Source organism: Gardnerella lacydonensis (assembly GCF_048545055.1).
In the GTDB taxonomy this organism is placed as follows: domain Bacteria; phylum Actinomycetota; class Actinomycetes; order Actinomycetales; family Bifidobacteriaceae; genus Bifidobacterium; species Bifidobacterium vaginale_C.
In genome coordinates this window covers 22,041-44,266 of sequence record NZ_JBKQXT010000008.1, presented here as the reverse complement: position 1 = coordinate 44,266, position 22,226 = coordinate 22,041, and the positions used below count along the sequence as shown (strand labels likewise).

Annotated in this window: 20 protein-coding genes and 1 pseudogene; 8 read left to right on the top strand and 13 right to left on the bottom strand. The window is 38.2% G+C overall.

Translation table 11 applies throughout. The features are described from left to right. Nucleotides 1–135 precede the first annotated feature (135 nt). Entirely contained in the window at nucleotides 136–2,580 is a 2,445-nt protein-coding gene (locus ACJV45_RS06720) for a hypothetical protein (RefSeq protein ID WP_419397934.1), read from the top strand. Between the two features lie 350 nt (nucleotides 2,581–2,930). Here the strand turns inward: ACJV45_RS06720 and ACJV45_RS06715 are convergent, their stop codons facing one another. Continuing rightward, nucleotides 2,931–4,697, bottom strand: coding sequence for an ABC transporter ATP-binding protein (locus ACJV45_RS06715; protein WP_419397933.1), 1,767 nt, complete (start codon nucleotides 4,695–4,697; stop codon nucleotides 2,931–2,933). A gap of 207 nt (nucleotides 4,698–4,904) precedes the next feature. After that, entirely contained in the window at nucleotides 4,905–5,714 is an 810-nt protein-coding gene (locus ACJV45_RS06710; protein ID WP_419397932.1) for a nucleoside phosphorylase, read from the bottom strand. Nucleotides 5,715–6,334: 620 nt separating this feature from the next. On the opposite strand from ACJV45_RS06710, the gene cysK reads away from it, so the two are divergent. Together cysK and epsC are read left to right on the top strand one after the other, a co-directional pair. Beyond that, nucleotides 6,335–7,267: a cysteine synthase A gene (cysK, locus tag ACJV45_RS06705; RefSeq protein ID WP_415703570.1), complete on the top strand. Its 933-nt coding sequence runs from the start codon at nucleotides 6,335–6,337 to the stop codon at nucleotides 7,265–7,267. Nucleotides 7,268–7,402: 135 nt separating this feature from the next. Then, nucleotides 7,403–8,260 carry a serine O-acetyltransferase EpsC gene (gene epsC, locus ACJV45_RS06700; protein ID WP_419397931.1) on the top strand — a complete coding sequence of 286 codons (858 nt, stop codon included), beginning with the start codon at nucleotides 7,403–7,405 and terminating at the stop codon, nucleotides 8,258–8,260. 7 nt (nucleotides 8,261–8,267) lie between these two features. Here the strand turns inward: epsC and ACJV45_RS06695 are convergent, their stop codons facing one another. The 3 genes from ACJV45_RS06695 to ACJV45_RS06685 form a co-directional block, all read right to left on the bottom strand. Continuing rightward, on the bottom strand, nucleotides 8,268–8,690 hold the full coding sequence (locus tag ACJV45_RS06695; protein WP_419397930.1) for a GNAT family N-acetyltransferase: 423 nt from the start codon (nucleotides 8,688–8,690) through the stop codon (nucleotides 8,268–8,270). A 102-nt stretch (nucleotides 8,691–8,792) separates the two neighbouring features. Then, the gene (gene sstT / locus ACJV45_RS06690; RefSeq protein WP_004123314.1) at nucleotides 8,793–10,049 is read right to left on the bottom strand and encodes a serine/threonine transporter SstT; all 1,257 of its coding nucleotides are present in this window, start codon (nucleotides 10,047–10,049) and stop codon (nucleotides 8,793–8,795) included. A 209-nt stretch (nucleotides 10,050–10,258) separates the two neighbouring features. Then, the gene (locus tag ACJV45_RS06685) at nucleotides 10,259–11,557 is read right to left on the bottom strand and encodes an MFS transporter (RefSeq protein ID WP_004123312.1); all 1,299 of its coding nucleotides are present in this window, start codon (nucleotides 11,555–11,557) and stop codon (nucleotides 10,259–10,261) included. Between the two features lie 505 nt (nucleotides 11,558–12,062). On the opposite strand from ACJV45_RS06685, the gene ACJV45_RS06680 reads away from it, so the two are divergent. Together ACJV45_RS06680 and ACJV45_RS06675 are read left to right on the top strand one after the other, a co-directional pair. Beyond that, nucleotides 12,063–12,404, top strand: coding sequence for a hypothetical protein (locus tag ACJV45_RS06680; protein ID WP_004123309.1), 342 nt, complete (start codon nucleotides 12,063–12,065; stop codon nucleotides 12,402–12,404). 163 nt (nucleotides 12,405–12,567) lie between these two features. Next, nucleotides 12,568–12,834 (top strand): hypothetical protein, encoded by a 267-nt coding sequence (locus tag ACJV45_RS06675; protein WP_004123306.1) that lies wholly within the window; start codon nucleotides 12,568–12,570, stop codon nucleotides 12,832–12,834. A 226-nt stretch (nucleotides 12,835–13,060) separates the two neighbouring features. Here ACJV45_RS06675 and ACJV45_RS06670 read toward each other — a convergent pair whose 3' ends face one another. Further along, nucleotides 13,061–14,332: an ATP-binding protein gene (locus ACJV45_RS06670; protein WP_004122597.1), complete on the bottom strand. Its 1,272-nt coding sequence runs from the start codon at nucleotides 14,330–14,332 to the stop codon at nucleotides 13,061–13,063. Between the two features lie 364 nt (nucleotides 14,333–14,696). Between ACJV45_RS06670 and ACJV45_RS06665 the strand changes: the two genes are divergently transcribed. Together ACJV45_RS06665 and ACJV45_RS06660 are read left to right on the top strand one after the other, a co-directional pair. Further along, the gene (locus ACJV45_RS06665; RefSeq protein WP_419397929.1) at nucleotides 14,697–15,011 is read left to right on the top strand and encodes a type II toxin-antitoxin system RelB/DinJ family antitoxin; all 315 of its coding nucleotides are present in this window, start codon (nucleotides 14,697–14,699) and stop codon (nucleotides 15,009–15,011) included. After that, nucleotides 15,008–15,112: pseudogene (locus ACJV45_RS06660) on the top strand (type II toxin-antitoxin system RelE/ParE family toxin); the annotation flags it as partial. The gene ACJV45_RS06665 and the pseudogene ACJV45_RS06660, both read left to right, overlap by 4 nt. A 40-nt stretch (nucleotides 15,113–15,152) precedes the next feature. Here ACJV45_RS06660 and ACJV45_RS06655 read toward each other — a convergent pair. The 4 genes from ACJV45_RS06655 to ACJV45_RS06640 all read right to left on the bottom strand — a co-directional run bounded on the left by ACJV45_RS06655 (nucleotide 15,153) and on the right by ACJV45_RS06640 (nucleotide 19,029). Then, on the bottom strand, nucleotides 15,153–15,785 hold the full coding sequence (locus ACJV45_RS06655) for a helix-turn-helix domain-containing protein (RefSeq protein ID WP_419397928.1): 633 nt from the start codon (nucleotides 15,783–15,785) through the stop codon (nucleotides 15,153–15,155). A gap of 409 nt (nucleotides 15,786–16,194) precedes the next feature. Beyond that, entirely contained in the window at nucleotides 16,195–17,133 is a 939-nt protein-coding gene (locus tag ACJV45_RS06650) for an ABC transporter permease (protein WP_004123304.1), read from the bottom strand. Beyond that, on the bottom strand, nucleotides 17,130–17,909 hold the full coding sequence (locus tag ACJV45_RS06645; RefSeq protein WP_004123302.1) for a hypothetical protein: 780 nt from the start codon (nucleotides 17,907–17,909) through the stop codon (nucleotides 17,130–17,132). The genes ACJV45_RS06650 and ACJV45_RS06645 overlap by 4 nt, the downstream gene beginning before the upstream one ends. 10 nt (nucleotides 17,910–17,919) lie before the next feature. Continuing rightward, on the bottom strand, nucleotides 17,920–19,029 hold the full coding sequence (locus tag ACJV45_RS06640) for an ABC transporter ATP-binding protein (RefSeq protein WP_004122585.1): 1,110 nt from the start codon (nucleotides 19,027–19,029) through the stop codon (nucleotides 17,920–17,922). 515 nt (nucleotides 19,030–19,544) lie between these two features. Between ACJV45_RS06640 and ACJV45_RS06635 the strand changes: the two genes are divergently transcribed. Beyond that, a complete protein-coding gene (locus ACJV45_RS06635) occupies nucleotides 19,545–19,820 on the top strand; it encodes a type II toxin-antitoxin system RelB/DinJ family antitoxin (protein ID WP_004122582.1) in 276 nt (91 codons plus the stop codon). A 193-nt stretch (nucleotides 19,821–20,013) separates the two neighbouring features. Here ACJV45_RS06635 and ACJV45_RS06630 read toward each other — a convergent pair whose 3' ends face one another. The 3 genes from ACJV45_RS06630 to ACJV45_RS06620 are packed head-to-tail and all read right to left on the bottom strand — an operon-like array spanning nucleotide 20,014 to nucleotide 21,689. Beyond that, nucleotides 20,014–20,247 carry a DUF2188 domain-containing protein gene (locus tag ACJV45_RS06630; RefSeq protein ID WP_004122579.1) on the bottom strand — a complete coding sequence of 78 codons (234 nt, stop codon included), beginning with the start codon at nucleotides 20,245–20,247 and terminating at the stop codon, nucleotides 20,014–20,016. Nucleotides 20,248–20,259: 12 nt separating this feature from the next. After that, nucleotides 20,260–21,255 (bottom strand): type II toxin-antitoxin system antitoxin SocA domain-containing protein, encoded by a 996-nt coding sequence (locus ACJV45_RS06625; RefSeq protein WP_419397927.1) that lies wholly within the window; start codon nucleotides 21,253–21,255, stop codon nucleotides 20,260–20,262. 23 nt (nucleotides 21,256–21,278) lie between these two features. Then, complete coding sequence (locus ACJV45_RS06620; RefSeq protein ID WP_004122574.1) at nucleotides 21,279–21,689, bottom strand: hypothetical protein; 411 nt, start codon at nucleotides 21,687–21,689, stop codon at nucleotides 21,279–21,281. Nucleotides 21,690–22,226: the final 537 nt, after the last annotated feature.

The following is a 22,226-nucleotide window of genomic DNA, read 5'->3' as shown; positions in this document are numbered from 1 at the left end:
CCATGCACGGCATGATCATAAGACTGCGGCAGGAGAACCACGCACAGCTGACCTTGTTTTTTTGTCAATGAGCCGGGGACCACCAAAATCAACACCGTCTAATTCGTCGGCAGCGTCAGAAATCAATAAGCGACAGTGTTGAAAGTGCAAATAGCAGCACGAAAACAAACACCCCCCCCCCCACCACATACTGATTCCACTAATCAGCATAATTTAAAAAATGATAAATCTACTAACCACAACAACACTACCAGTGAAGATCGCGACTACGATACAAATACGGTTCGAACAACTGTTGATTCCAAAGTCGCAACAAGAGATAAGGCTGTTCAGCAAAACACATCACACACTGATTCAACAAGCAATGAATTAGCATCAGGAACAGCGACCGATAAAAACGGCACACAAATCAAATGGCAAGTAACGGATAATTCCAGTAATATCAAAGCTACTGACGCATCAAAGATGCACGAATATGGCAAACAGCTCAATTATGATCCTAATAATAATAAGCTAATCGCAACCATGAGCAATGTGCCATTCAAGAATGAAGCAGCAAATGTCGTTGCAAGAAAATATAACGAAATTACGATAAAAGTCACAAACAACAATGAAACTACGCCTACAACTATTAGCAATATTAAAGAAACACCGTGGTTCTACAAAAGTCAATATTTAAAGAGTATTTTGGATGAAATTGATAAAACGACAATCGGTTCGTATAACTTTACGAAATACAATCAAGAACAAAAAGTTGGCGGCAAACACCTTAGCGGTTTGAAATACAACTTTAATACGCGCAAAATTGAGGGCATGCCAATAGTCACAGACTGGCAGGAAGGCGAAAAAAGTCGCATAATTCCTGTATACATGGCAACAACCCATACGGGCAAAGATTCAGACTATATAACGTTGGGCATATTGCAAAACATTACTGTAAATAAGCCACAGACACCTGTTGCTCCACCAGCACCACAGCCAAAACCACCTGTAACACCTCCAGCACCAAAGCCACCTGTAACACCGCCTGCCCCGAAACCACCTGAGTCTGCTACTAATGTATTAGCATCAGGAATTACAACCGACAGTAACGGCAAACAGATTCAATGGCAAGTGCTAAACAATGATAAAAATCCTGATACTGAACAAATGACTAGGTACTCTAAGTATCTCAGTTACAATCCTGATAAGAACGAGTTGATAACAACGGTAAATGCTGATCCATTTACTGGAAAAGACGCAAATATTTCCGCAAGAAAATTCAGCAACATTACGCTAAAAATCACGAAGGACGGAAAAACAACAGAAGAAAACATCAAAGAAACGCCATGGTTCTTCAAAGATCAAAATTCGCAGAATATGTGGGACTCAATTAACCAAACAACAATCGGCACGTATAGCTTTGCAAAATACAACCTCGAGCAAAAAGTCGGTGGCATGGGACTGAAAGGCTTGAGCTACGACTTTCTGAATAAGAATTTTGATGGCACACCTACGATTACTTGGAAGGACGATGAAAAAATCCACGAAATTCCTGTGTATATAGCAGCAATACATAAAGGTAAAAATGGCTCAGACTATATGACAGTAGGTGAATTTAAGAAATTCAAGGCATATAAAAATAGAAACGATATCTTTAATGGCACTGCTGGAACTAATCCGCTAACACAACAGCAGTATAAATTTAGTGATCTTGGCGACAATAATGTTAGCAAGACAGTAATTGGTATGTATGCTGATGGTCCTATTTATCTTAAGCCAGGAGAAACAAAAACTGTTAAACTCAAGTTCTATTTATATGAAAACGGTAAGAAAGGTGCTGAAATTACCGACGACTTTATGCCGGCATTAAATCCAGAACCACAAGAAGTAGAACTGAAAAAGGTTTTGTTTACACGAAGCAATAATACGTCTGTGATTGAAATGAACACTTCATATGTACTGCATACGGATTATTCGATCACATTTACGGCGAACGCAGATGCTCAGGTTGGAGATTCTTATAACACGGACGGTTCTAAGTTAGATAATCTTCCAATGGTTCTTAGCCCATCAGAAACGCCAAATTATACCTATGAGCCGGGTATAACGTTGCATGAGAAGAATAATCCAGGACATGTTGCTTTTATCAATGCATTCTTTGACGTGATAAAAGCAACACCTAATCCTAATCCTAATCCAAACCCAAATCCAAACCCAAACCCGGAAACTCCTAAACCGAAACCACCTGTAGTTCCACCAACACCTGTTCCACCAACACCTGTTCCACCAACACCTGTTCCACCAACACCTGTTCCACCAACACCAGAACTAGAACCTACTCAGGTTCCAATTCTTGAACCAAAACCAGAAACTGTTCCAGTTCAAGAATCTGTTCCTAAACCAGAACAAGCACAGGAACCGACACAAGTAACCGAGACTGAGCCATCTAAAGAAATTACAGCACCAAACTCTCATGAAATTCTTGCACATACAGGTTCTACAACCTCAACTGTTGCAGGTACTGGATTAGCTTTCTTACTGTCAGCGTTCGGTACACTTTCGCTTAAACGCACGCGCATTGGCAAACACGGCAAATAACAAGTACAGATAGCAATAACGCAAATAACCAATAAACGCCAGTCGAGTTGAAATGAACTCCCTGGCGTTTATTTTAAGCACCAATCAACCAATTACAAAGTAGCCAATCGCTGCAAATAACCAATCCCCAAATCAGCACTTCCTTCGCTAGTAGAAACGAAGGCAGGGTGATTTATTTGGTATTGCATTGCGAGCTTCCCCCGAATTTGTTTACTTATCCAGCATGTTGGTAAACAAAACCAAGAACACTCCCCCGAATTTGTTTACTTATCCAGCATGTTGGTAAACAAAACCAAGAACACTCCCCCGAATTTGTTTACTTACTGGCGCTTTGCACCAGCGCCATAACCTCACATAGACACAGTGTAAAGCGAGTAGAAGTAAGCCTTCTGATTCATAAGCTCCTCAAAGCTTCCGCGCTCAATAAGTTCACCACTTTTCATCACAAGAATCTCATCATATTGTTTAAGCGAATTAGCATCCAAGCGGTGAGTTACCACGAGTCGAATAATTCCTTGCAAATCCAAAATAGACTGCGTTACGTTCACGCTCGTCTCATTATCTAGCGCGCTCGTTGCCTCATCAACCAGCAGAATCTCGGACTTTTTAAGCAAGCTTCGCGCAATAGCAATACGCTGCTTTTCGCCGCCAGAAAGATGACTACCGTTCTCGCCGCACTGATAATCCTTGCCTTTAGCAGCAATCAAATCATCCAAACCAGCCAAATGAATCACGCGATCCACTTCCGCCTCCGGGAACGGCTTAAAAAGCGTAATATTATCTAAAATCGAAGCATCAAACATAAACACAGACTGCTGCATAAGAGTCGTCTTATCGTAAAGCGAACTCTTGCTCACATTGCTAAGCTCGTGATTATCCAGCTGCACACTACCTTCATAATCCTTGTAATAGCCCATAAGCAGATTAATCAAACTACTCTTACCAGCACCAGAAGGTCCTACTATCGCGTAAGATTTTCCAGCTTGCAAAGTTAGACTTACGTTCTTCAATACTTTATGATCCGCGTCATAAGCGTACGAAACATCGCGCAAAACAACGCTTTTAATAGAATCGTCAATGATCTCGCCAGAATCTTCCTTAGCGTTACTCATATAATCAGCCATCTTGCTAATAAGCTTCTTAGCTCCCTTCATCTCGCCAAGCATTTGCGGAAGAGTTGCAATAGGCTGAAGCACGCCATTCATCAAATTAGTGAAAGCTAACACCATTCCAGCAGTAATAACACCAATATGAGCGTTAACCATCCAAGCACCAATAAGCATCACGCCAAGCTGAGTCCCAAGACTTGAAATTGTGCCAAGAGCAGAAACAGTAGTCATCGTTTTTTCGCGAAGATTCTTAGTATGCTCAAGCTCCATCGACTGATTCTGATAACGGTTAATAACCTCTTGCTCCGCCTTAAAACTCTTAATAACCGAAACGCCATTCAAAACATCCTTCGTTAAGGCTGTATAAGACTCGTTCGACTTAGAAACCTGCTCCTCGCGAGTGGCAATTTCGTTAGCTGTAAGAATCGAGCACGCCATAGGAAGCACGGAAATAATAAGAGCAATAACAGTCAGCAGTGGACTATAGTAAATCATAAGAGCCAGAGAGCTTACAAGCATAAGAACGTCTTGAACAAAATCAAAAATCTTCTTCAAATACTTTTCTTGAATACGCTCGCAATCATTAGTAAGCACAGAAAGATATGTACCAGAATTCGCAAGCGAAAAATCACTATAACTCTTTTTTAAAAGCTTTTTAATAACAGACTCTTTATACTGATTCATTGCTTTTTCAAGAAAGCGAGGATACGCGCTGCGCTTCAACGCAAAAATCATGGAAATTGCAAGCATAAAGGAAACTACAAGCAGCAAAATAGTAGTTAAAGAGAAGGATCCTTTACCAGCCATATAGTCGAAAATAATTTGCAAAATCCAAGAAATAGCAGTGAAAATCATAGACAAGGCAATAAAAACTATCATAGAAAGAAAAGCTACAAGCTTGTTTTCTTTGAAAAATAGTTTTACGTAATTTTTTACGTCGGGATGTAGTTTAGATGATTGCTGATTTGCGGGCGATTGCTGATTTGCCGTATTGTCAGTTTTGTTCATTCCAGCTACCTCTCACTTCCTTTGAATATTTCTTCTATTTATGCTATTCCCTATCTAATAACATTTTCGTAGCTAGCATTTTCGATTCTGTTTTGCCGATTAGACGAATACAAAACGTTGAAAGCTACATTAGCATACTCATCCTGATTAATCACAATTATCTACTGACAACACCTATAAACTCTTAAACACGCTTATACGTAATGCTCAAATACGCAACGCTGCTTCAATGCAAAGCTCAAGCGCATACGCTTTAGAGTCTCCACCCCAATTACGCTCATCATAATTTTCAACATCGTGCAACGTATCTGCAGTGTAAAGAATCTCACCCCAGATAATCCCGCGCATTTGCGCACAAGCCGCTAAAGCAGAACACTCCATTTCAACAACCGCGCATCCCTCCTGCTTACGGTTAGCAACTTTCGTCTTAGTTTCACGGAAAAACCCATCCGTAGTCCACGTCTTAACTTCATGATAAGGCAAATTATGCGCCTGCAAAGTTTGCAAAATAGCACGCCTCGAACGCTCCGAAACATCAACATAACGACTTGGAGGCAAATAATGATAAGAAGTTCCTTCATCCCTTAAAGCTTTATACGGAACCAGGAAAACGTTTTCTGCATAATCAACTAACGATCCGCAAGAACCAGCACTAACAGCTTCCCTAACACCGTAAGAAATCAACCAATCTAAGATCTGAACAGCGGCAGGAGCTCCAACTGGTGCCTGTACTAAGCAGATTTTTTGCGTTTCTTCCTCTACTTCGCTGTCTGTATTTTCTCCTACTTTTTTCTCTACTTTTTCTTCCAAAACATATATCGGGTATGCTTTAGTTGCAGATTCAAAATTTGCTACAATCGTAGCTTTCCTACTTAAAGCATACCGATCGATTTCATCGCCTAAGAAAGCAAAAACCGCTTTAGGTGGCAGCTGAACAGAAATATTATCGTGATTTGGCATTAAAACTGCGCTTTTATCGGAATCATACTCTAAAATCGGCAAATCATATTCTGTCATATAATCAGCTCCTTCATACAATCAGACCCGTCCTACAAGCCATTCAATTTTACATACCAGCATACGCATTATCGCACAAAAATCACAAATCAGCCAAACACAGCAAATTCGCACTTAATGTCCGAAAACAAGCAAAATCAGACACTCACTCAGAAAAGGGAGTACATATCAAAGTTTGACAAACACAAATCCATTCGCTATAGTCATCACTTATCACCATTTCGACGAGTAAAGGAGTGCGCATGTATCATACAAATATGATGACAAATTGTTGTTGTAACGTATGCTGTTGCGCATTTCTTAATCGAAATGATGTTTGCAAGCACTAATATGCATAACATCTAGCCTGTGTTAAAAGCATCTACGTTAGAACACAGCAAATTACGATTCAAGAAACAGCGCGCTGTTTCTTTTTTTTTATGCCAAAAATCGAATATAAAACGTTAAAAAGATAACAATTTAATACGTGTTAAATATTAAAACGAATAAATGGCATTTTTAGAAACAAATAATAAAACAATAGTCGCTTTATTAATAAAAATTATTTTTTAAAAATTAAAAACAAATTAAACAAAACAAAAACAAACAAGTAAAACAACAAACAAGTAAGGGGAAATATTATGTCTAATATCTACAAGTCCGTGCAAGAACTCGTGGGCAACACTCCACTTATGGAGCTTACGCACATTGAAAAAGAGTACAATCTAGCAGCAAAAATCCTGGTAAAACTCGAATACTTTAACCCAGCAGGCTCTGTAAAGGACCGCATTGCAAAGCAGATGATTGAAGAAGCAGAAGACGAAGGAACAATTAAACCAGGCTCAGTAATTGTTGAGCCAACCTCTGGAAATACTGGCATCGGTCTTTCAATGATTGCTCAAACAAAAGGATACAAAAGCATTATTGTGATGCCAGAAAGCATGTCTATTGAACGCAGAAAACTTATGAAAGCATACGGCGCCGAACTCGTACTCACCCCTGCTGCAGAAGGAATGAAAGGCGCAATTGCCAAAGCGAAAGAAATAGTTGAAAACACGCCAAACGCGTGGACTCCGGGACAGTTTACCAATCAAGCAAATGTACACGCGCACTACAACACAACTGGTCCAGAAATTTGGCAAGACACTGACGGAAACGTGGATATTCTAATTGCCGGCGTTGGAACAGGCGGCACAATCACCGGTACTGGCACATACTTAAAAGAACAAAATCCTCAGCTTGAAGTAATCGCAGTAGAACCAGCCGACTCTCCTGTGCTCGCAGGCGGCAAGCCAGGAGCGCACAAGATTCAAGGAATCGGCGCAGGATTCGTGCCAGATGTGCTCAACAAAAACATTTACGATCGCATTGTTCACGTAACAAATGAAGACGCAATCGAAAATGGCAAGCTTATAAGCAAAAAAGAAGGCGTTCTTGTAGGTATTTCTTCTGGAGCTGCAATTTGGACAGCAATCCAAGAAGCAAAAAGAGAAGAAAACAGAGTCAAAACCATAGTTGCAATACTGCCAGATTCAGGAGATCGATACTTGTCTACCGCATTATTTGAAGACTAAATACATTTAGGAGTACTACTTTAAATACGCAAGTTTTGATTAAATAATAAATGAATAATAAATAACATTATTAGATAATGATCAAAACTATAAAATAAAGAAAATAAAGAAAATAGAAAATAACGGGAGAAATGTATGAATGATCGCATTGATCTTATAAATCAACTGAACTCAATTCACGATTCAGACATAAGACAAGCTACATTCATACCTAATTACCGAAATATTATTGCGCTCATACATGCGACTCAGGTGTTACTTTTTCCTGAGTTGCATGTGCGCAATGAAAGCAACGAGACTACACAACTCAATGCTAGTTTGAATACTGATAATAGTTTGAATACAATTGCTTCAAACGCGTTAGACACTATAGAACGCATTATATTCCACGAACTTCAATGCTACACAAACAACACAATTAAAATTCGAGAAACTTGCAATCAATTTATAAATACTCTTCCTACAATTAAAAAGCTACTTTTAACAGATATTCAAGCCATATACGAAGGCGATCCTGCTTGCACAAGCAAAGTAGAAGTCACACTAGCATACCCTGGTTTTTATGCAATGCTTATTCACCGCACAGCACACGCACTCTACGAACTTAACGTACCGCTAATTCCTAGACTTATGAGCGAATATGCACACAGAAAAACTGGAATCGACATTCATCCAGGAGCAAAAATTGGCGCATATTTCTGCATAGATCATGGAACTGGTATTGTAATTGGCGAAACAACTGTAATCGGCGAGCATGTTAAACTTTACCAAGGCGTAACGCTGGGTGCGAAAAGTTTTGCGCTAGATGATTGTGGAAATCCTGTAAAAGGCGGAAAGCGGCATCCGAATATTGGAAATAACGTAGTAATCTACGCAAACGCAACAATCTTAGGCGGAGAAACCACAATTGGAAGCGGAAGTATAATCGCAGCAAATGCATGGATTAACCGCAGCATTCCTGCAAACACAACCTACCACTTCCCTAAAGCCTAATACGCTATCATGCTCTGTCTTTTATAAAACCGCAGCACTCGATTTCTGACAACTCAATAAAACCAGCAGACTTATAAAAAGCAATAGTTTTTTCGGTGCAATCCGTAGTCAATTGAATTTGACGAACATTATGGTAACAATCCACAATAGTCTTTAACAAAACAGAGCCTATCCCCTGGCGTTGATACTCTGGCAAAACGAGAATATCTTGAATAAGAACAACCGTATATCCGTCGCCAACAGCTCTAGCAATGCCAACTAGCTCATCATTTTTATATGCAGCTAAAACCTTGAGCGAATTATTAAAACCATTTTCTAAAGAAACTAAATCATCTGTATACGAAGACCAACCAACGGAATCATATAGTCTTAAAATATCTTTGCTACTATATTTTTCGTACTCTTTTATTTGAACGTCTGTTAAATTCATTTACAATAACACCTCGCAAAATATAGTAAAAGTGCGCGCTCACAAGAACGTAAAAACGTAAGAACGCGCACTAGAAAGAATACTTAACAACAGCTACAACAGCTACTTGTTAAGTTGCACAGTCTCGTGATCCTTGCCCATCTTAAACTTAAGACCTGCACGCTGCCACATACGATATTCACCAACTGCTGTAAAGAGAACATCTGTGGAAGAATTAAGTGCAGTTTCGCAAGAATCCTGAATCACGCCAATAATAAGACCAATTGCAACTACTTGCATAGCAATATCGTTTGAAATACCAAACGATGAGCAAGCAAGAGGTATAAGCAAAAGCGAACCACCAGCAACACCAGATGCACCTGCAGCGCTAACCGCAGAAAGCACAGACAAAATCACAGCTGTTGGAATATCAACATAAATCCCAAGAGTGTGAGCAGCACACAAAGCCATAATCGAAATAGTTATAGCAGCACCACTCATATTAATGGTTGATCCAAGCGATATCGAAACTGAGTAATTGTCTTTGTTAAAGCCAAGTTTTTCGCACAAATTCATATTTACAGGAATATTTGCAGCAGAAGAACGCATAAAGAACGCTGTAACTCCTGAATCACGCAACGTTCGCAATACAAGAGGATACGGATTCTTGCCAGTAAGAACAAAAACCAAAATAGGATTAACAATCAAAGCAACAACAGCCATAGTGCATACTAACAAGGCAATAACGGAACCGTATTCACTAAAAATACGAAGACCATTGCTTGCCACTGTTGTATAAACAAGACCCATAATTCCAAAAGGCGCTGCGTTAATAATCCAGTGAACAATTTTTCCAATAGCAGACGAAACGTTGTCAAAGAATGCTTTAGTGGAAGGCTCAGCCAAACGAAGCGCTACACCGAAGGCAATTGCCCAGAATAAAATACCAATAAAGTTTCCCTTAGCAAGGGCATCTACAGGGTTCACAACAATATTTAATACAAGAGAATTAAGAACTTCACCGATTCCTTGAGGAGATGGCGAAGATGCCGCTTCAACATGTGCAAAAGTGAAATCAACAGGGAAAATCATAGCCGCACATACAGCTATAAGGCTTGCAGTGAAAGTAGAAATCGCATACAACACGATTACAAGCTTCATGTTTCCAACACTTTTTGCTTTTGCAAGCGCTCCAATCACAAGGCAAAATACCAAAATCGGAGCAACGGATTTAAGTGCGCTCACAAAAAGCTTTCCCACAAGATCTAGCACATAAACGTGAGCTGGCACAAAAAGACCAAGTGCAGCGCCAAGAAAAAGACCAATGACAATACGCAAAATAAGGTCAATGCTATTCCACTTTTGAACAATCTTGTGCATGAGAGTCTCCTGTAATTTAGTTTGTGCAGAATATTTTATACTCTTTTATTTGTATTCATACTCGCAAGATTTTTTATTTTTACATATTATACACAGATATGCATACATATGCAAATCGTTAAGTTCTAGCCAATTTAAAAATGACTTTTGCTTAGGAGATAACACTGATTAATCACATATCACTTCACATATTCTGCAACGCCAATCGTCTAATCTACATAACTCGTATTTGGTAATTGAGGCAAAACAACAATCAATCCTGCACTAAAAATCAGCGCAAGTATAGGCAAAAGCTGCCATTGCAACGTAGACGAGAATGCAAATCCAATCCAAGATCCGGTAGTAGCACCAATCGCAAACGCGAGGCGTGCCCAACCAGAAAACTTAGCAAGCATATTCCCTTTAAACAAAATCTGACGCGCAACAATAATCGGCTCTACCAATAACATTCCTCCAATCGACTCAAGGAAGAATGCGAAGCACATCATTGGCAAAATACTACTAAACATAAGGCAATAAGCAACCAAGCTCACAGCAATTCCCAAAATCGCCACTTTTCTTAAACCGAGCTTTTGAGACGAATGCGCATACAAAACGGACGCAAGCACGCTTCCTACACCACTGAAAATATACAATATCGTCAAAGATTTAGAGCCATATTGTTTACCAAAACCAAGAAGAATATATGAAACAGAGCACGCAGGAATAAAAGCAACCAAAAGAGAGCCCAAAAGAAGCATGAGCTTACTCTTGAGATGCGAATTTGCAGATTGCTTAGATGTAGATTTGTTAATCACATCATTTGCTTGCGATTCTTGCGATACTTCTCCTTCTTCACTAATCGCTTGCGATCCATTCTCTACATCGCAAGACGCTTCTTCTTCTACACAAGACGCTTGCGCAATGTCTTGTTTCATAATAAAACGCGTAGCGCAAGCTGCAAAAGAAGTCACGGACGAGAAAATCAAAACCGCAGGAATCGACCAGCTTGCAATCCACGAACCAAGTGGAGAGCCAAGTAATGTTCCAGTAATACTCGCCAAAATACTCACAATGCCACTGTAGTTTACAATCATGCCGTCATCACCGCCGGCAGCATCAACCTCGAAAACTTCGCTAGCAATATCAATCACTTGACCTGTAATCAACAATGCGCAAGAAAGAGCCACAAGCGACCACTTCCACGCAGGAGAGCCAAGCATAAGAAGCGGCAGCAAACTGAGCACGCCTTCTACGCCTTCAGTCATAGCAAGAGCGCGAAAACCGCCAAGCTTATCAACAATCCAACCAGAGCATGGCGAAAGAAAATCGGCAACCGTCATAAAAGTCTTACGAAAACCAATCACCCAAGCCGGCAAGCCAACAATAATAATAGAAGGCAAAACCGAGCCTTCATACGCTTGATTGCCAAGCATAGAAAAACAGAATCCAACCAAAGCCCATCGCAATGCTGGACTAATAGATCTCATACGAATAAAAATATTATTCTTGCTAAATATTGACTTCACAGCAACCAACTCTCCTCTAAAACTCTTTCAAAATCGCAAATCATAATGCAAGTTTACGCAAACTTACAGGCAAACTTACACAACTACTCGCAAATCGCTATCCAACTTAAATAATTCACTACAAACTACACAAATCCAATAGCTTATTTGACAAATTTGATAACACTATACTCTTGTTTAAAAAAAAAGCAAAAATTGCATTATTATTGCACATGAGTATTTCAACACTTTTTTGAGTGCACACTATAGATATTGGGTGCACTTAGTTCAATATTGCACATTAATTAATTCCTTAGAAATCTTAATGTTATTCAAACACTAAACAAGAAAAACGTTTTAGAGAACTTTTAGAAAAACAAATCAGAATACCACAAAAAATAAAACACTTAGTCATAAAATTTGCTTTGTACTAAAACTTGCTTTCTCATCACACCATCATATAGAGTATTAACACCAATCGCTATCATACTAATGCGCTATAACACAAAATTAAGAAAGGTAAATTATGACTTGGGAATACGCAGACCTCTCAAAAGCAGCTAAAAACGCAGGCGGTCCTGAAAAATTTGTAGATCAACTTATTAATGCTGGAAAAAATGCGGGACATAAAGAAATGTTGCCACTTACTTTCGCTGCATTAGGAGTAGGTATTCTTGGATATGCTTGCATTCAAAAATTAATTCAATGTTTAAATAAAAAGTCAACATCACCTGAAGAACTGGAATCTGTTAAAAAAGAAATAATCGACAGAATCAATGAATATGATTCCACTCATTCAGAACAGACCATTGTAAATGACGAAAAAAACGATAATGAAAATAAGGAAAATAAGGAAAAACTCTCATAGATAGATTGACATTACGGACAATACAACTGACAAAAAATTCTTTGATACCATAAAAACAACTAATAGTATGAATATCATCCATGCAGTCACATGCAACATGACAACCTGCATCTGTCTATTCATGCTAGCGTTTATCATAAATCCTTATCACATAGGAGTAAATATGAGGCACGTATTTAAAGCCAAAAGAATTGGATGGGATGAAGAACAAGAGGGCGTATGGTTTGACTCGGATCAATACACAAAGGAAGAAGCAGAAGCAGAGTTCAAGCCATATCAAGGAAGAACACAAAAAGGGTATTCTTACACAGGATATGAATATGATGGAGCAAAATATCACGATTTCACTTATCTAGGTGAATATGAAGATGATGATATGCCTGAAAGTGATTCTGATTATTTTGCACGCCTAACGAAAAAATCTAAATAATAAAAAAAAACTTTAATTATTTAAAAAGCTCGTTTAATCAAAACAACACTCTCAGTGCGAGATTGAGACAACAAGTAGTATATCTACACTTTTTTGAGTGCACACTATAGATAGTGGGTACACTTTTAAGAATAGAAAATACAGTCTTCTCTTAAAATAAGAAAATCCACTTCATACATTGGATTCTTTTAAGACCAGTAGTCTCATATGTGTGAATATAAAAACATTAAGGTCTTAGAGCAGTAATAGGTATTACGCAAACACCATCATTTCTTTTGTAAGCAAAAGGCGCTTTGGCACATAAAACTGCCTTAAATGAAGGTTTAGGCATGTTTTCAATATCTATTTTAGATGCTAAATCCTTTAAAGTCTTTGCACCTTCCTCAATCAACTTATCTCCACCGAGCTTAATCTCAACTAGACCATAAGACCCATTTCTTAAATGAATTACCGCATCACATTCTAAACCATTCTTATCTCTATAGTGATAAACTGTTCCATCTAAATAGTCTGTATAAATTCTTAAGTCACGAACACATAAATTTTCAAATAAAAATCCCATAGTTTTTAAATCACCTAACAAATCTTTGGGCCCAATTCCTAAAGCAGCAGTTGCAATAGACGGGTCTGAAAAATATCTAGTATCCGTTGTGCGTATGGACGCTTTAGATCTTAAATTTGGATTCCATGCAGGCGAGTCTTCTATCACGAACATTTTTCTTAGGGCATCAAGATAAGAATAAAGAGTCACTTGATCAAATGTATCCTCTTGATTGACCAACATATCTTGCCTTATCGTTTCTAGTGAACTTTGTGCGCCCACATGTCTTGCGTAAGATTTAAGTAGTCTTTTTGCTTTTTCTTTATCTCTTTTTACCGAATTCACTCTACTAATATCTGTAGAAACAACGGATTTATAATAATCTATCGCTTGAAATAAAGACGGTTTTTCATCTAAACCAATTGCTTTCGGCCATCCGCCTCTACATATTAAAAAGGCTATTTTTTCAAGACTAGTTTCATTAATAGCCGAAATATTTTTATCTTCAAATAAATCTCTAAGAGCAACTTCACCGCCTGAGTCTTTTGATTCATACAAACTCATAGGTCGCATCAAAAGCCTAGAGATTCTGCCTATGCCTGTATGCATAGAGTCATCAAATTCATTAGGCACCGCCGAACCAGTTAATATAAATTGGCCAAACTCATCCCTGTTGTCAACCTCATATCGCACTGCATTCCATATATTAGGTGCTATTTGCCATTCATCTATCAGCCTTGGCGTTTCTCCTTCAAGTAGAGTACTAGGAGAAAGTTCTGCCATTTGTTGATATTGTTTCGTCATATCAGGAAGATCCATAGATATAAAACTTTTAGCCTTTTGTTTTGCCGTTGTAGTCTTTCCGCACCATTTAGGCCCTTCAATTAACACTGCTCCCTTTGCATCTAATCGTTCTTCTAACAATTTATCTGCAATTCTGGGTAAATACTCCTTCATAATCTCCTCCTATGCTTATTCGTTAGGTAAACTTTATCAGCTATTCAAGCATTTGTCCAGTTTTCATTCAAGTATTTGGCGGACTTTTATTCAAGTATTTGGCTAGTCTTTATTCATACATTTGGACAATTTTGTTTACTTAAGGCACGCTTGTATTAGGAAGTCTACTGTATTTCTGGATTAAGATTGCAGACAGTACGTCTACATTTTCGAGTGCATACTATAGATAGTGGGTGAACTTTTTAACGATAGAAGCGAGCAATCGTTAAAAGGTTTGAGATGGATTATCTCACTGAAATAAATATATTGCTTTCATATGCTTGCTATCATTTGTAAAATGCAGACAGAAAGGAGTGTGAATATCATGGCAAATACCAATGTTGTATATGCAAGAATCGACACAGATCTTAAAGAAAACGCTGAAAACATATTGAGCCAACTTGGAATAACACCGTCTTCTGCGATTCAAATGCTTTACAGCCAGATTGTCTTACAAAAAGGCATGCCATTTGAACTCCGATTGCCAACTAATAAGCAAGAAAAACCGCTTGCTTTAGGTAATTTAACTCGAGCCGAACTGGATAAAGAATTGCAAAAAGGCATCGACTCACTTTCGACTGGAAAACAATACAGTGCAGATGAAGTAGACCAATTCTTCGCTAAGAAATACGGCGTATGAGCACAACTTATAACATCATCTATTCTCCGCAAGCGTTCCTTTATCTCACTGAGCTATACGAATACATTCGCTTTAATTTGCAAGTTCCTAAAACAGCTGAAACCACATTCTTCTGACCAATTCCCAACCGACTACCGGTTCTTACTTATCACGCAACTTACCAACTTGCGTAAATTCCTTATCCCCAACACACATCTTCTTATCAGTGAACTTTACTCGCATCATTCTGCTAATAATATACTCATCCGTTATCAGCACAAAAAATTGCTTCTCTTTTTTATTCACCAAGTAATACTGTTCACTGCCAATACTCTCTACCGCTTTACCGAATGCAAACGTATCAAACAAAGGAATACCGTCGAACAAAGTAGTAATACACCCGATAAAATTATCCATAAACCTTTCAGACGAATTTGGAATAAACTTCGTCACCGTGAGCATAATAATTTCAGCGTCTGCATATTCATCGCGAATAATTTGTTCCTTCATCTTGATTTTCTTACGAACACCCAATTTTGCATTAAGACCATACTTCGCTAAATCAATAGGCTTCTTAATGATTGACAAATCAATAGCATTGTCTTTATCCAACAAATAGTCGACAGTAACACCCAGCGCATCCGCAATCACCTTCAAATTTGCAACATCCGGCAAACCGCGACCACCTTCCCACTTCGCTACCGCAGCACGCGAAACCATAATCATTTCAGCAAGTTCTTCCTGAGTTAAACCCGCTTCCACGCGCGCATTTCTGATTTTTTCTCCCAACAACATCGTATAACTCCTTTCATTGGCTATGAGTTTTCGTTCTTAACGATTATTTGTTTTGCTCGTAATGCAATTCATAACCGCACTGAGTAATTACATGCTAACGAGCAACATATGAATAGAAAAGGAACGAACGAGAACACAAGCGTTACGAATCGTAACATGGCATTTTCTTGGCAAACGCGCACATAATTATGTGAAAATAGCTGTTTCAAAAGAAATTTATACAAAACTAACAGAGAACTTACAAAATCCAAGGTGCACGAGCCATACAACACAACGCGCCGAAGACCGATATCCACCTCATTGCTCTGCTATCATTCATGCCAATAATTAACATGCTACTAGCATCACGCCCACTCCCCACCCGCGAATCTAATCCTTATTTAATTAACTAAATTCACATATTTATTACCTAAAACCCTATATTTGTTAAAGTACCTTTACGTCGTTGAATCGCCACACCAACATTCCATATGATCACACCAACAATTGCCCACAACGCACCAACAATAAGAATCACAAGTAACGATACGCCAACATTTACAGAACCATCAACTATACTACGCGATACTTGCGTAACATGAGTTACTGGAATCACATATAACACGTATTGCATCATCTTAGGAAATACGCTAATTGGAGCAATCACACCACAAACAATAGGAAGTATTGCACTAAGCGCGTTAGAAATAGTATAAACATCATTCATCATCATGCTTATAGCAGCTATAGCAATACCAAATCCCGTAGAAGCAACAGGAACAATAAAGAACAACAGCATCAACGCACTCATATTAATCACAAAGAAAGCACTCGGGCTTACTACAAGCATTGTTATGAACAAAGTCACAGCATCACTCACCAAAGAAATAGTCACGAGCGCAATAATACGACCGAACCATAATGGTAATGCAACTTTTGCGCTTGTAAGCACGAATGGTGTTGTGCCTTCAAAACGATCCCACGCTAGTGCTTCTGACACCGTCATACTTGTGGAAATAGAACACGCACCCATAGCAGCAGCAAGAGTTGATGCAATCAAACTATGATTAAAACCCGCGCTAGTCGCATAACTAGCTGCTCCGTTGAATCCTCCGCTTACAGCTCCAGCTAGAAAAACGTATAAGAACGTGGATAAAAGAGGCTCAACAATCATACGGATAACAGCAGTATTCAAACTATTTAAGCTAGGTATACTCTGTATACTCACTCTTGCACCAGTTCGTATACTAGATAAAACGCTTACGTGACCATACTGAGAATATTGATTATATTGATGCAATCTAGAGTACTTATTATTTTGAATAATTTTATTTCGCATAGTTTCAACCTGATTATTATTTCGTATCATATTATGTTCAAACTTCCATTAAGCGTTGCAAGTCGAATAGCATGACGTAACATAAAACCTGCAATAACAAGCAGAACGCTGGATAATACAACGCATAACACAATTGCTAACACAGTAGTAGCATTAAACGATTGCGCATGAGCCACCCACACTGCAGACGTGAGCGGATGAATAAACGCAATAACGCGAGCAGGCAATGGCATTGATTCTACAGGAATCACTATTCCACAAAGCATCCATACAGGAATTAAAATCAAACCTTCATAAACTGTAGCTTTACGGCATAATACAAAAATTCCAGATAATAATGCAGCAGAAGCTACGCAAGCGAGCATAGAAAGTAAGTATCCAACTAACTGCGTGAATGTTATCATAAAGAACCCATGGCAGAAAACAGCAACGGTAATAATCGCAAGCGGCATACCAATGCACCCAAGTAAAGCTGCGGATCCTACAATAGGAAGAAACACTGCAGAAGGTGAGATAACACTTAAAGTTAAATATTGCAATGTTCCTAAATAACGCTGGTATCCAATAATTCCAACAGCAGTAGTTGTAGCAGACCATAATCCAGCTATAGAAGAATCAACCCAAATATTATTAAGACAATTAGCGCAATCATGAGAAAAACCATAGTATGCAACAATTTTCATCAACGCAAAACATACTGGAGCAAGTATCGCATTTTGCAAGAAAAACGTTGTTTTCGCTAAACTTTTAAGCTGAAACCACAAGCCACGAATCACAAAGGCGTATGAACTAGTAGAAGTATTCATATTAAACCTCCTACTTATTTAATGGGAGTAAGGACGGTGAAGAAGACTGCGTAGCAGCAGAAGTAGAAGTAGAAATATTTGATGCAGAAATATTGTCATTTTGAACAATAGCAAGATACGTTTCTTCCAAACTTGCAGCGCGATCACCTAAACGTGTAATCCCATCAACAGGAATCTTAATATTTCGTTCTTGAGATAATGTTTTACTCCACGCGATAGTAATATTTAACACTCCATGCGATTCAAAAAGATCACACCACAACACTCCATCAAGTTTTTGCAATTCTTCCTTAACACTAGGAGTTCCGCTTGATGCTTCACCGTCATACGCGTACATTGTTACATGATCAATATGCTGCAAAGAAGCCAACTGCTGCACGCTTCCCTGAGCGATAATATTACCGTGATTTATTACAGCAACAGTATCAGCTAATTTTTCAGCCTCACTCATCTCATGCGTAGTTAGTAAAATCGCTATTCCTTGATCTCGTAAAGCATGAATAATTTCACGTACTTTCCTAGCATTTTCAGGATCCAAACCAGTGGTAGGCTCATCTAAAAGCATAAGATCCGTTCTAGCAACCAGCGATCGAGCAATATGCAATCGCTGCCACATTCCCCTTGAAAAAGTTTGAACAGCATCATGAGCTTTATCAAGTAAATCAACTTGCTCAAGAGCATCGTGAATACGCTTTCCTTGCTCCCTATATGGAACAGCGGAAAGATCCGCAAAATAACGAAGATTATCTAATGCACTTAACCTTTGATAAAATCCTCGCTCACCTCCAAGAAGTAACGACACGTGCTTACGTGCTTCTCGAGGATTACTCACAGCATCAATACTGGCAATACGAACACTACCACTATCAGGAGCTAACAACGTGCCAACAATTTTTACGGTAGTTGTTTTACCTGCACCATTCGGACCAAGCAAGCAAAATATTTCACCAGAATGAATATCAAAAGATACGTTATGTAAAACTTGACGAGTTGTTTTCTTACGACCGAATCCACGAGAATAAGATCTTGTTACATTATCAATACGCAATATTAAGTTGCTAGTTGACTGCTTATTATTGTTATTGCGACTATTAGTTGCGTTTTCTATATTATTATTCATTATTATTGCTTCGTTCTTACTTGTTATTAAAGCTTAATTCTTACTGTTATTAAACCTTAATTCTTACTGTTATTGAATAAATTTCAACAATGAAAATCAGTTAGATAAAAAGATATAACGCTTGTTTACAAGAACGATAAGAAGGCGCAAAAACATGCAAAAAACGTGCAAAAACCACAGAAAAACTAGCGCGCATGTGCAAACATAATGACAAAACACCATGTGCAATGCGTGTTTAATACTGCTAAAGAATATGTATCTTAAGCTGTTTTATGTGCTTTTATATGCCTTTCAAACCGTTCTTAAGACTAGCGATCATTTGGGCAGTCATAGCGCAACACCTCATAAACTTAAATGTGCTTTACGCGGAAAATTATATGAGCATTACGCAAAAAACTCAAATATAAGCAATCACAAAACATTTGTTTAACATTTGCAAAATATTACTATTTCTTCTTTATTGCTTGACAACGTATACTGATTGTATCATAATCGCTTTAAAAGGAGTTAATACTATGGCAACAAGTCCTACTCAAATTCGTATTGATAGTAATGTCAAAACAGAAGCAAATGAACTGTTTAGCGAACTCGGCATCGATATGTCAAGTGCCGTAAACATCTTCTTACGCCAATGCGTTTTGCATGGAGGACTTCCTTTTAAAGTAGAAATCCCAAAGTTTAATACTGAAACACTGGCAGCTATGCAAGAAGCCAAAAGAATTTCCAGAGACCCTAACGTACCATCGTATTCTTCTATGGAAGAGCTTAAGAAAGCGTTGTTGCAAGACTGATGTACAACGTTAAGTTCACGAATGCTTATATTCTCACACTCACACTTATCGATACTGGTAGCCACGCAGACCTATTCAACCTGTAATCGTAAAAAATGTACAAAAAGTTGTTGTATACGATTTGCAGTTTGACATTCGCTAAAAAATAATCCTACTATTTCGGGTTATAGGCCCAAAGGGGCTTAGGACAAAATTATTTCCTATCACGAGGAGGGCATGGGTCATTCCCATGACTATCGGAATTCTGAATTCTGCCATCCATACCATGAACAATAAATTCAGTACCCTGATTTCTGCTGATTATTCTACCAACTTTTAATGCTTCAACTTTTGTTGCCGTGTGAATGCTTGCGCGTTGTGAATCATTTCGTTTTACATCCCATCCACCATTCGGATTATGAACTACATGGTGTTCGCTTCGTTCCATATAAAAGCCTCCTTACAGACTAGCAAACACAGCTTTCGTATACAACTGAATATCTCTAGGAGAATTCATGCCATACTGCTCTTTGATTTTCATAAAATAATCCCCAATTATCTGTTTATCAATAATCTTATTTGAAGAAGCACCATCTGGAAGATCTCCCCTAGTATTAATCCACGGAGACTCATTGTGTGTGAAGTCTTCCAAAATCTTTCCGCTATAACAACAAATATTTCGGATTACACTATCTAAAATAGCCTTCTCCTGAGCTGTAAATATAGAAGAATCAAATGATTCAACCTTTGAAATCGGATCAAAATGATAATCCGAATACTTCGCATAAATATCCCTGTAAACAGGCCCATGCGCCCAAGCTTCACAATCATCAACAAAAATGTACTTTTTGAAAAATGCATAGAAGAATCCCTGTATATAATAAAGACTCTTCTGTAACGCTAATGGCGTGATATCCTCACACTGATTTAAAAGATATGCAACAACTTCACTTATTTTGCCATCAAGCATGCCATTATTGCCAATCAAAGATGTAACAGCTTTATAACTTTTCTCGTAAGTCTGATTAGAAATCAATCGACTCTTATTTTCTTCCAAAATACTCAGATAATAAGAAGGGTCATCAAATAGTCGATTCAAAGTTTCAGAATATTGCCGAGTAGGTATATCACCATCTGCATAACGAGTAAACGTGTGTTCTCCCCATCCCAAAAGTATTGACAGTGGACGCTTACCAATATCATAACGTTCAGGAATTGCTCGAATCTTTTCAAGAGAAACGATACCATTCTCTTTTCGGTAAACATCATAAAGCGCTTTCAAATTAGATCCACTAATTTCTTCAACATCTACATATGCTCCACAATTAGCGCACTTTGCTTCCCTGCCAATATAGTGATACTGAATACCACGAATAGTTCCAATCATCTCCTTTTCTTCAACAGTATATGAAACTTCATCTCTACATTCTTCACAAAATACAACTCTTACACTCATAATAATTTCTCCTTTAAAACTCTCTATCTAAACAAATAACCAATAGGCTTATTAAGCTTATGAAAAGAGATCACAATTGTTCTTCTTCCATTCTTACCTTCAATCACGTTAAACTTCGTATATATGTCTACCAACTCTTGTTTTCCCAACGCATTAGCCAATGTTATTCTAGGAACAAAAACATAAAGAACTTCGCGCTCATATCCTATCTTCATATTTTGCAGACTATGACAAAAATCATCAACTGAAATTTGCATTAAGATTTCTTTTCTCTTCTTTGGATAAATGTTATATTCGTTGATGAAATCTATATTCTCCTGACGATTTTCATTCATTGCAATATTAAAACGACCAGCATTAATACATTCTTTTATCATCGAAAGAACATCTTCAATCTGCTTTCTAGTGTAATTCTGATTATAATGCGGATTCATGCTTCCCCCTGACTTCTTCATGTACTATTGTACTAAAAATTGTTCAGAAAATCAAGAGGTTTGTACTAATTAGTACATTGTAATATTAGAATTGTTACAGTTACTTAGATTGATCCCTTCTTACGTAAACAAGCGCGAGGAACTGGCTTAAATCCACCGCACTCTGAACCTTTTAACATTTAGTCCTTACAACCATATTTCTAAACAAAGCCAATCGTCGGAACGAAAACCCGCCAATCGTCGGAATGAAAGTTCGCCATCGGCTTTCTATTCGAGACACTTTGCGTCAGAGATTTGCGCATTTTTGCAGATTCTCTAGGCGGCGAAGTTTGCCACCCAAAAGGGCTAATTTCAAAAAGGAGCTCTAATGTGAACACATACCGCAAACTGTTTGCCTATATTCCGCAGTTTAAGGATTTAGCTAGCGAAAAAAAAAAACAACGCTGTTACGGCTTATAAATGGTTTAATTCCGCTCTTCTATCAAGGAAATGTAAAAGGCGATATATTAATATTTAATTAAACGGTCGTTCATGCAT